Annotated in this window: 11 protein-coding genes; 6 read left to right on the forward strand and 5 right to left on the reverse strand. The window is 54.7% G+C overall.

The features are described 5' to 3' along the window. Positions 1 to 10: 10 nt before the first annotated feature. On the forward strand, positions 11 to 1,360 hold the full coding sequence (locus PKY88_11050) for a DUF1080 domain-containing protein (protein HOQ05738.1): 1,350 nt from the start codon (positions 11 to 13) through the stop codon (positions 1,358 to 1,360). On the opposite strand, the gene PKY88_11055 is transcribed toward PKY88_11050, so the two are convergent. The 4 genes from PKY88_11055 to PKY88_11070 all read right to left on the reverse strand — a co-directional run bounded on the left by PKY88_11055 (position 1,355) and on the right by PKY88_11070 (position 4,949). Next, on the reverse strand, positions 1,355 to 1,933 hold the full coding sequence (locus PKY88_11055) for a hypothetical protein (protein HOQ05739.1): 579 nt from the start codon (positions 1,931 to 1,933) through the stop codon (positions 1,355 to 1,357). The genes PKY88_11050 and PKY88_11055 overlap by 6 nt on opposite strands. A gap of 5 nt (positions 1,934 to 1,938) precedes the next feature. Then, a complete protein-coding gene (locus tag PKY88_11060) occupies positions 1,939 to 2,721 on the reverse strand; it encodes an ABC transporter ATP-binding protein (GenBank protein HOQ05740.1) in 783 nt (260 codons plus the stop codon). A 4-nt stretch (positions 2,722 to 2,725) separates the two neighbouring features. After that, on the reverse strand, positions 2,726 to 3,622 hold the full coding sequence (locus PKY88_11065) for a phosphoribosylaminoimidazolesuccinocarboxamide synthase (protein ID HOQ05741.1): 897 nt from the start codon (positions 3,620 to 3,622) through the stop codon (positions 2,726 to 2,728). A 253-nt stretch (positions 3,623 to 3,875) separates the two neighbouring features. After that, positions 3,876 to 4,949, reverse strand: a complete 1,074-nt coding sequence (locus tag PKY88_11070) for a hypothetical protein (GenBank protein ID HOQ05742.1) — start codon at positions 4,947 to 4,949, stop codon at positions 3,876 to 3,878. A gap of 270 nt (positions 4,950 to 5,219) precedes the next feature. Here PKY88_11070 and waaC point away from each other — a divergent pair, with 270 nt between their 5' ends. Next, a complete protein-coding gene (waaC, locus tag PKY88_11075) occupies positions 5,220 to 6,284 on the forward strand; it encodes a lipopolysaccharide heptosyltransferase I (GenBank protein ID HOQ05743.1) in 1,065 nt (354 codons plus the stop codon). Between the two features lie 50 nt (positions 6,285 to 6,334). On the opposite strand, the gene PKY88_11080 is transcribed toward waaC, so the two are convergent. Then, positions 6,335 to 7,918, reverse strand: a complete 1,584-nt coding sequence (locus tag PKY88_11080) for a hypothetical protein (protein ID HOQ05744.1) — start codon at positions 7,916 to 7,918, stop codon at positions 6,335 to 6,337. Between the two features lie 616 nt (positions 7,919 to 8,534). Between PKY88_11080 and PKY88_11085 the strand changes: the two genes are divergently transcribed. From PKY88_11085 to PKY88_11100, 4 genes are all read left to right on the forward strand, one after another. After that, positions 8,535 to 8,975, forward strand: a complete 441-nt coding sequence (locus PKY88_11085) for a hypothetical protein (GenBank protein HOQ05745.1) — start codon at positions 8,535 to 8,537, stop codon at positions 8,973 to 8,975. Further along, a complete protein-coding gene (locus PKY88_11090; GenBank protein ID HOQ05746.1) occupies positions 8,875 to 9,630 on the forward strand; it encodes an RHS repeat-associated core domain-containing protein in 756 nt (251 codons plus the stop codon). Before PKY88_11085 ends, PKY88_11090 begins: the two co-directional genes overlap by 101 nt. 30 nt (positions 9,631 to 9,660) lie before the next feature. Continuing rightward, positions 9,661 to 9,981 (forward strand): hypothetical protein, encoded by a 321-nt coding sequence (locus tag PKY88_11095; protein ID HOQ05747.1) that lies wholly within the window; start codon positions 9,661 to 9,663, stop codon positions 9,979 to 9,981. 10 nt (positions 9,982 to 9,991) lie between these two features. Beyond that, on the forward strand, positions 9,992 to 10,559 hold a 568-nt coding region (locus PKY88_11100; GenBank protein ID HOQ05748.1), incomplete at its 3' end, for a hypothetical protein.

Below are 10,559 nucleotides of genomic sequence, written 5' to 3' on the forward strand. Positions count from 1 at the left end.
GGAAACGCAAATGATTAAGCAGGCGGTCGGTTTGGTATGGGTTTGCATGGTTTCTGTTCTTGCATCGGCCCAGGAGCCCTGGAAGCCGCTTTTTAACGGCAAAGACCTGACCGGCTGGCAGCAGAAGGGCGGTCAGGCCGTGTACACTGTAGAGGACGGAGTTATTGTCGGCACAACCGTGCTGGATACACCCAACAGCTTTCTGTGTACGCAGCAGTTTTATTCCGATTTTATTCTCGAATTGGAGTTCAAAGTGGATCCCAAGCTCAATTCCGGCATCCAAATTCGCTCCCACAGCGTCCCGGAGTATAACAACGGTCGGGTGCACGGTTATCAGGTCGAAATCGACCCGTCGGACCGGGCCTGGACGGCGGGGATTTACGACGAGGCGCGGCGCGGCTGGCTGGCTACCCTCGAAAACAACCCGCAGGCCCGTGCGGCCTTCCGGCAGAACGAATGGAATCACCTGCGCATCGAAGCCGTCGGGGATGTCATCCGCACGTGGATCAACGATGTGCCGGCGGCCCATCTGTCCGATTCGCTCACTCCCAACGGCTTCATTGCCCTGCAGGTTCACACCGTCGGCTCCGACAAAGCCAAAGAGGGCATTCAGGTCCGCTGGCGCAACATCCGCATCATCGACGAAAATGCCGCCGCGTATCTGAAGCCCATGCCGCTGCCGCTGACGTCGATGGATTATCAGCTGGGCAATCTGGAGGCCCCGCAGGGCTGGATCTATCTGTTTGACGGCAAGACCCCAACCGGCTGGCGGAGTGCCCGCGGGCCGGACTTTCCCAAACAGGGCTGGGTGATTGAAAACGGCGTACTGACGGTGCTGGACAGCGGCGGCAAGGAGTCCGCCGCCGGCGGCGACATCATCACCATCGAACGCTACAGCGATTTCGAGCTGCAGCTGGAGTTCAAACTGTCCCCCGGAGCCAACAGCGGCATCAAATACTTCGTCCAGCCGGACTTGAACAAGGGCCCCGGTTCAGCCATCGGTCTGGAATACCAGCTGCTCGATGACCTGCGGCATCCGGATGCCAAGGCGGGCAGTCAGCCCGGCAGCCGGACGCTGGCCTCTCTGTATGACTTAATTGCCGCCGACAACAAAGACCTGCGGCCCATCGGACGCTGGAACCACGCCCGCATCATGTCCAAAGGCACACACGTGGAGCACTGGCTCAACGGCCGCAAGGTCCTCGAATATGAACGCAAAACGCCGGAATTCCGCAAGCTGGTGCAGGAGAGCAAATACAAAATCTGGCCGGATTTTGCCGAATGGGATTCCGGACACATCCTGCTGCAGGACCACGGCAACCAGGTTTCGTTCAAAAACATCAAGCTGCGGCGATTATAAGGAAGGATTCAGAACCGCCAGCAGCTGTTGGTGTTTGTCCTCGGACCAGGACCCTGATGTCTGCCAGAGAATCTTTCCCGTTCGGTCGGTCAGAAACAGATAGATGGTTTCTTCGGACTCAATGCCGAGGGCCTTCTTAAACGGCTCCTTATCAATGTGCAGCGTCACGGTTCGCTGACGAGCCGCCTGAGAGGGAATTCCTCCGCGCATCCCCTGATAAATAAACCATCGCGAGAACGGATTCATTTTGCGGATAGTCGGCACCTCAAAAAAAGCAAACGACGGAAGCTGCGCCTCCAGCGGCTCCATTTGGGCAATCCAGGTATCCACATCGGCCTGCTGCTGCCGAAGAAACGCCACGGCAATCAGATTGTAATCCTTGCGCAGATTGTCGGGAAACGTGAACGACTGACCGGTCAGATTCCGGCCGGTCACGGTTGGAAAAAAGCCGGCCGAGCGGCGGTCTTGAGAAACCATAGCATTCTCCTCGGGTCGGCTGGGTGAACAGCCCGACAGGGCTGTCAGAAAGACCCCTAAGACAATCGTCCGCAAGCAGTTCTTTGGTATAGACATTGTGTTTACTCCTCAATGAGCAGGTGCCAGCGCGGCGGGACGAAATAGGCCTCGCATCGGCAGCCGAGCATCGCGGCCATATTTTCGGAGGTGATGATTTCCTCTTGGGTGCCGGCGGCCAGGACTTTGCCGTCTTTGAGCAGCAGCACGTGCGAAATCCACGGGCCGATTTCTTCAATATGGTGCGTCACGAACAGGATGGAGGGAGCGTCCGGCTGGGAGACCATAAATTCGATGTCTTTCAGAAACCGCACACGCGCCGCCGGGTCCAGTCCGGAACAGGGCTCATCCAGAATCAGCAGCGTCGGCCGGCAGACCAGGGCCCGGGCAATCATTACTTTCTGCTGTTCGCCCTGAGAGAGGGTCTGGTAGGATTGTTCTGCAATCGCATCCGCCCGAAGATGCGCCAGGGCTGTCCGGGCCTGCTCCATTTCTTCAGGACTGGGCCGGCGGTACAGCCCGAGCGTGGCATCCAGCCCGGAGGCAACCACCTCAATCGCCTTGTCCTGAGCGGGCAGCCGCTGCTGCAGCGTCGAGCTGACCAGCCCGATGGTGCGGCGGAGTTTTCGGATGTCCGTAGCGCCGAAGGTCTGCTGCTGGACGACAACTCGTCCGAAGGTCGGCCATTCATAGCCGGCCAGGATTTTCAGCAGCGTGGTTTTGCCGGAGCCGTTGGCCCCCAGCAGGGCCCAGTGCTGGCCCCGCCGGACCTGCCAGCTGATTCCGTCCAGAATCGTCCGGTTCTTCCGGCAAAAGCAAACTTCTTCGAGCTGAATGACGGAATCCATAAAGTTACATTCGGCGGAAGGGCCGTCCGGTCAGCCGCTCATACGCTTCGATGTATTTGGCGGAGGTTTTCGCGACAATCTCTTCGGGCAGCTCCACCCCCGGACCGGATTTGTTAAAACGGATGTCCTCCAGATAGTTGCGGACGAACTGCTTGTCGAAGCTTTCCTGATCGCGGCCGGGCTGATACTTGTCCGCAGGCCAAAAGCGTGACGAATCGGGCGTGAGCACTTCATCAATCAGGATAATCCGACCGTCCAGCTCACCCCATTCGAATTTGGTATCGGCCAGGATGATGCCGCGTGAACGGGCATACTCACCTGCCTTGCGGAAGATTTCGATGCTTTTGGTTCGCACATACTCGGCCCTGTCGCGGCCCAGGATTTTTACGCATTGCTCAAAAGAGATATTTTCATCGTGCTGTCCCTGTTCGGCCTTGGTGGCGGGGGTGAAAATCGGCTCCGGCAGTTTGTCGCATTGTCGGAGGCCTTCCGGCAGCCGGATTCCGCAGACGGTTCGGCTCTGCTGATATTCTTTCCAGCCGGAGCCGGCCAGATAGCCCCGCACGACGCATTCAACCGGCAGGACGCGGGTTTTTTTGACGAGCATCGAGCGGCCGGTCAGCTGCGCAGGATGACTTCGAAACGGCTCCGGAAACTCCTGAACTTCCATCGAAATCAGGTGGTTTTCCACGTCGCTTCCGAGAAAGTCGAGCCAGAATTTGGAGATTTGCGTGAGCACCTGCCCCTTATAGGGGATGCCGGTCTTCATAATCACATCAAAGGCGCTGATTCGATCGGTGGCGGCAATCAGCAGTTTGTCGCCCAGATCGTAAATGTCCCGCACCTTGCCCCGCCGAGCTGATGCGCCGGGAATATCCGTTTGTAAAATCACCTTGGCCATATTGTTTATCCTATCTTTTGAGGGTTTTCGGCAGACATAGTAGGGGGTTCGAACCCGTTCGTCAACACAAATGCCGCAATTCGTACAATGCAGTCGACAGTTATCAGTGTTCAGTAAGGAGGGAAGAGTGAGGGTCTGAGCGCGGGGCTGTCTTTTGCGCAGGGTTCTTCTGCGGGGCAGCGCCATTGGTCTGTCCTGTTCGGTGTTTATGAATGAAGCCGCCGCAGAGAACGGAGAATCATTTGCAGGACAATTACGGCTCGGAGGGGGCCTGAATGTCTTCCGTGAGCCATTGTTCAGCCAGGATTGACAGGTCTTCCAGAGCCACCCGGCCGTCCCGGTTCAAATCCGCCGAGGGACGGTTTCGGATATACGGATAGGTCTGGTGTTCTCCAATGTCCCACAGATGAATGAAATCCCAGTCGGCGTCGATGTAGGTCATGCTTTGCTTCATTTGAGCGGTTGTCTTGCCGGTGCCTCCGGCGCTGGCGGTTTGCCCGCTGACCTGCGTATCCCAGAAGGAATTGGTGATGACGGCGCTGCTATTAAGGCCGACCAGGCCGCCGACATTCGGGGTGCTTGTGCTCGGCGGCTGGACGAGTCCGGCCGCGTAGCACTTGGCGGTCAGGGTGGCTGAACCGGCCGTCCAGCCGACCAGGCCGCCTATGATTTCCGCTGTACCGCCCAATGAGTCGAGGACGCCGATTACGGAGGCCTGTGAATAACTGTAGTAAAGCACCGCGTCCGCAAGATAGCCGGTTACCCCGCCGACATAACGGCTGCCGGTTACGGTTCCCATCGCCCGGCATCCGAGCAGGGCTGATTGGGGAGCGATGCTGCATCCGGCAATTCCGCCGACGTAGGCGATTCCTTTGACGCTTCCGGTCCAGCCGCAGTTCTCGAGAGTGGACGACTCTGCGCGTCCGGCCAGTCCGCCGACCCAGAACCGGCCTTCGACAAATCCATTCTCAATGCGCAAGTCCCGGATTCTGGCTCCGGCAAGCCATCCAAAGAGTCCGACGTTGTCCTCCGTCGGCCGGCTGAGCTGGACATTGCTGATGGACCATCCCTCTCCGTGAATGACACCGGTAAACTTTGTAGTGACGGTGCCGACCGGTGTAAGGGCGATTCCTGCCAAATCCAAATCTCCGGTGAGCTGAAAGTGCTTGTCCCAATCCTGAGGCGTGGCCATCAGGACCTGCCAATCCGCGGGCGCGGCTATTCGATAAGGATTCTCTTCCGTGCCGTCGCCTCCCCCGCTGTAAACGCCTGCGGAAACCATTCCTGCCAGAAACAACAGAGCCGCTGTCATTGTTTTCTTCATCATCGCCTCTTTCTCCGATTGAACAGATTTACCCTTTGTCTAAAGTTATACAAAAAATTTTGTAAAATTGGAAACTTTTTGCACTCGCGTCTGAGGGGTTTATCGGACCAAGAAGGACGTAAGGTTTTGATGAGATTGTAGTTGCAAAAAAGGGAAGGATGTGTTCGTTTTTTTAAAAACGGCCCTGAGGAAGCGATTTTTTCCAGTGTTGCTTCCGGGTAAGGAGCGATTTGAGGTTTAAAAAAGGGGGAAACGGCGTAGAATGAACGGACTATGTGTGCTGATTTACTGCAATTCATCCGGCAGCCGGACTGGAATAAACGCGTGCTGATTCTCAAGCCGTCGTCGATGGGAGATATTGTGCACGCCCTGCCGGTATTGGCGGCGCTGCGGCGGGCACGTCCGAAGGCGCATATCTCATGGGTGGTGCGGACGGAGCTGGCCGGACTTTTTGAGTGTGTAAGCGGCGTCGATGAGCTGATTTTGTTTGACCGGCGGACGATGGGCCGCTGGTGGACGGCGGCGGGCGTTCGGGAAACGGCGGCGTTTCTCCGGCGGCTGCGGCAGGGACGCTATGACCTTGTGCTTGACCTGCAGGGTTTGCTTCGGTCCGGTTTGTTTGCCTGGCTGAGCGGCTGTCGGGTGCGGCTGGGGCTTCAGGAGGCACGGGAAGGAGCCCGGCTGTTTTATACGCATACAGCCCCGATGCCGGAATCGGCGCATATTTTTGATGCCTATGATGCTCTTTTGAAGATGCTCGGGATGTCGATAGAGCCGCTTGAGTTTGGACTGCGGGTCGGCGAGCAGGCCCGTCAGGATGCGGATGCTTTGCTGAAGGCCGAGGGACTTGCAGGCAGGCGGTATGCGGTGCTGGCGGCCGGGTCGGCGCATGGGCGCAAGTGCTGGCCCGCGGAGCGGTTTGCCCGGGTTGCCGCCTGTCTGCATCGGGAGGCGGGGCTGGCCGCGGTGCTCGTCGGCACGGCGGGCGAGCGGGCTTTGGCAGAGCGAATTCAGCAGGCGTCGGGTGTGCCGGCGGCGGTGCTGGTCGGACGCACGAGCATCCCGCAGCTGGCGGCCCTGCTGGAGCGGGCGGCGATTGTCATCGGCAACGATACCGGGCCGACGCATCTGGCAGCGGCGCTGAATGTGCCGACGGTGATGATGTTTGGGCCGACCAATCCGGCTCGGCTGTTCCCGCGCAGCGGCCTTTGTGCGATTGCGGCGGTCAATCCGTGGGGACGCGGCCGGTCGATTGACAATCCGCAGCCTGAGTACCGGATTGAAAACATCACGGTCGAACAGGTTCTCCGAGCTGTTCAATCGCTTCTGAAACGATAAAAGGCCCCGAGCGAAAACTCAGGGCCTTTCGGGTTTTTCAAATGGCTGTCTTATTCGGTCATCAGCCACTGCTGAGCAAAGATCGCCAGGTCAGGCATATCTACTTTGCAGTCGCGGTTGAGGTCTGCCGACAGCGAAGAGCAGGGCGGGGCCTGATTGGTCGTCAGTTCGAACGCCAAATCCCAGCTGACGCCGATGGGAAACTCGAGGGGCTGGCCGAAGGCGAATACTGATTTGCCGACCTGCAGGGGATTGGGCGGCCAGAGGGAGCCGTCCGGATGACGCACCTGCAGAATCCGTACGGCATCATCCATAAAGAAATGCTCGCGGGTCTTCCACCCCCACGGGTACATCGGCGGATATTGCGGGTCGTAGATTGCGGCAATGCTCAGCCAGTAGATGCGCGGCTGCTGCGGGTCATCCAGCGGGGGCTGGCGGAACCACTCATCCTGACTGAGCAGCTGATTGAACTGGAAGCAGGCCTCGTTTTCCATCTGGCCGCGGGGGTCCTTGTCATAGCCCGCAAAGTTCCAGACGAAATTATCGCAGTAGTTTTCCCATACGAGCGTTCCCGGGTGGCTGAATCCGGGGAATTGCGGGTCCGCGCCCTTGGGCACATCGGTCCAGATGCCGATGTGGAAGGCCTTGGGCAGAAGCCATGCCGGGATGGTCGGCTGCGTCCAGCCCTGGAACGAGCCCCACCAGTGGATATCCGTAATCGGCCGTTCGTCTTTGCATTCGAAGTCGTCGGCCATAATCATTCGAGGGGGAATATAAACGGACGGCTCATCCCAGCCGAGGATGATGCCGTCTGCCATTTCGACCGGCGGCTGGCTGTACTTGACAAAGGATTTGGTGTTGACCAGTCCGCCGCCTCCGCCGTTATTGGGTGTCACCTGCATATTGTCCCAGGCGTTCCAGTAGAAAAACTGGGAGCCGCCGGGAACAGGCGGAGGAAAGACGCCGGGGGTGTTGTGAAAGGTTTCACTGATGAAGACCGAAGCGACCTGACTCATGTCGAAATTGGGATTGAAGGCGAAGGCCGCCGCCGGCGGATTGGAAGAGTTCAGGCCCAGGCCGGGGACATTGGCGGTGTTGATGGTGATGGTGGTGGCCGGCGGGGCCGTGGGGATATTGGCCGGATTGTTCCAGGTCCACGAGCATTGGTTGCCGTTGATATCGGTCAGACCGAAGGAGACCATCACGATGGCCGCCGGCGGATGAACGGTCAGTTTGAGTGTGCAGTTGCGAAGGTCGGGGTCAAGACCGTATTCGAATTTCCAGGCGGAGGCGTAATTGTTCTCGGGCAGACTCGGTTCACCCCAGGCCATGACCAGACAGGCTTCTTCGGGCCAGATTCCCCCGCCGCCTCCGCCCCCGCCGTCATAAACATGCAGTTCCGGCGGCAGAAAGATGCTCGGTGCGGGAAGTTCTCCTTCCACCAGATATTCCTCCCGCTGGAACATATACTCCGTCCATTCGTGAGGCATTGCGGGCTTAATCTTGTTCTGCTCCGGGGCGGTGCCGTACAGCGCTTCCTCCCACTCGGTTTGGGAATCAAGCAGGAAGTAGGGCTCTGCAAAGAGCATCGGCCCCAGCGCGCACAGGATCCCTATCCACAGCCAGTGTTTCATACTTGTACCCTCCATAAAAAAGGAAACGGTATTGTTTACGCCGACTTAGGATGCAAAACGGAATGCATGGAAAGAGGGCGTCCGCATTTTGAGCAATTGGCCACCCAACACGCTGTTTGCTCCTTGATGGTCGTAAAAATCGCCTCCTTGAAATTACCGCTTCGGCAGGTCAATCGGTGTGAATTAGGGCAATTTCAAACTATAACGGAAGTATTTCACGGATACGGGGAATTGTCAAGGAAAAACTTGTGTGTGCAAATTGGGCCGCAATGCCTGATAGAGAATCTGTTTGTTTTTATCAGGGAAAATACGGATAAACGAGCAGGGATTGTTCCTGATTGTCTCAAAGCGGCTCGAATTTTTGTTTTTTCTTGACAAAGACAAACGGGGAAGGGGTAATATTTACAATCAGCGTCAAAAGGCAAGCATCAGGGCCGTCGGTGAAAAAATAAAAAAATTAGGCAGGAGAATCAGGGCAAGACAGACGGATAAGGAGTCCTTCGCGTAAGAGTTATCCCCCACCTTGCAGCCGACAGGGACGGAGTCTATCTACAAAAGAAGTTCGGCTATGCATCCAGGGCCTTTCTGAACAGGTTGTGCCGGTTCGCTGCACTGGATGATCGGAGTTTGTTATGAGAACCTAAAAGCCGACGGGGCTGTTTCGGCGGAAGAGGCCGAGGCCGTGATGGAGTGGGGCTATCAGACGGTCTTTGAGCGGTATCCGGACGATCGGGGGGCGTTGTATGCGGCGATGCGGCTGGGGGAAATAAATCTGGCTCGCGGTCGGCCGGCGACGGCGTGTGTGTATTTCAACTGGCTTCTGGACCGGGCGGAGGATGCCAATGCCGGTATGGTATGGGCAATCGGCCGGCGAGGGCAATCGGGTCAGGAAGATACAAAATGGAATCCAGACAAGATATGTCAACGATGTTGCCCTTCCGCTGGTGGAGGTCTTGATGGAGACGGATGGGGTCGGGAATCCGCAGGCGGTATATACCTACGGAAATGGCTTGATTTCGGTGAATCGCTCGGGCGTCAATGCGTATTATCACTATGACGGCCTGGGGTCGGTGCGGCAGTTGACGGATGCCTTCGGGCAGCGTATGGTATCCTATATGTATGACGGGTTCGGCAATGTGCGGGCGGTTTCAGGGACAGCCGACAATCCCTACGGCTTCACGGGCGAAAGCCAGCTCACCGAGGCGGACAACCTGATTTTCCTCCGCGCCCGCTATTACGATCTCAGAACGGGAAGATTCATTTCAAGGGATCCGTTATTGTTGCCTGAGTTTCCTGTCTTCAAAGGTATTTCTGGCAAAACAATTGTATGGTATAATCGGTTATCTCCAGATTTTCTGAATGCTTATATATATTGCATAAATAATCCTATCAAATGGGTCGATCCCTCGGGATTAATACATTACACAGCGGAGGAATTGTGTCGTCTCTTCGTTTTCAATCCATGCATGAAAGCCATGGAAGGCAGTCCCGCTGCATTCAAGATCTGTAGCGAAGCTGAAGCTACCTGTTGGACGGCTGTTGTTTTTGAACATGCGACTGCATGTGAAGCCATACAAAAAGGCAAGGATTACTTCAACGGACCCGGAGGAGTAAACGATGACATTTTTTTATTAATACTTTTATCCGGCAGTACCATTTATGTAACGTTCAGAATCTATGCAAAAATCAAATGTGGTTATGGAAGTGCATAGCTTAAACAAATTAAACAAAAAAGGGAAAAGATGATTACAATAATTTTCTTTTTAGTCACAATAACCGGCTTGTTGTCTTTTGGAGCTGGCTATTCTTTCGGGAAAAGAAAAGTCCTAATAGATCCTCGACACGACTATATAATGGCAGTGTTTCATTTGATACTATTGAAAAATTTAGATGAAAGTAAATACGATATAGTAAGAGAGGGAATCGTAATGAGAGCTCGCGAGCATGTTTGCAGGTTTCGTATGTATGAAAAAAGATTGTCCGATGAAAAGTTAAAATATCTCAAAGAAAAAATTGGAGGCTATGAACTAATTGAAAATGCCGATAAAATATTGGTTCCTTGAATCCTATTGAATGAAATGGGGGATTCTCTCTCTCAATGAATGGCAGCAAATATCGCTTATGAAGGTGCATAAGGTCACAATAGGATCGATACGAATTGCAACTGCTGGTTATGTTGATTTGCCCTTCATTGGGGTGATTTGTGGGATTCTATTGTATTATTCATTTGATTGGGATCTTCTAATACAATCTACAATAAAAGCGACGACGCTTTTCTTGGAATCAATCGGCTTTCATGTTGAAAATTATCAGGAGAGTTTTGTACTGGTAAATGGAATACCATATAATTTTCACAAGAGATGCACAGGCATTGATTGGTTATTGATAGTTCTTCCGTTCGTTTTAGATTATTCTAAGAAAATGTTAATTAATATCCGTAACATAATACTGTTAATTTCAGGATGGTTTTGTGTAAACTTAGTAAGATTATGGATTACAATGGGATTGGCAAGCCGAGGTTATTCTTGGTCCATTAGTCACCACATACCTTATTTGTGTCTATATTATGGAACAATATTAATAATCGTAGGTACATGGTCAAAAAATAGAATCCGTATTAAGTTTATAAAAAAGAGAGAAC

Source organism: Anaerohalosphaeraceae bacterium (genome assembly GCA_035378985.1).
GTDB lineage: Bacteria > Planctomycetota > Phycisphaerae > Sedimentisphaerales > Anaerohalosphaeraceae > JAHDQI01.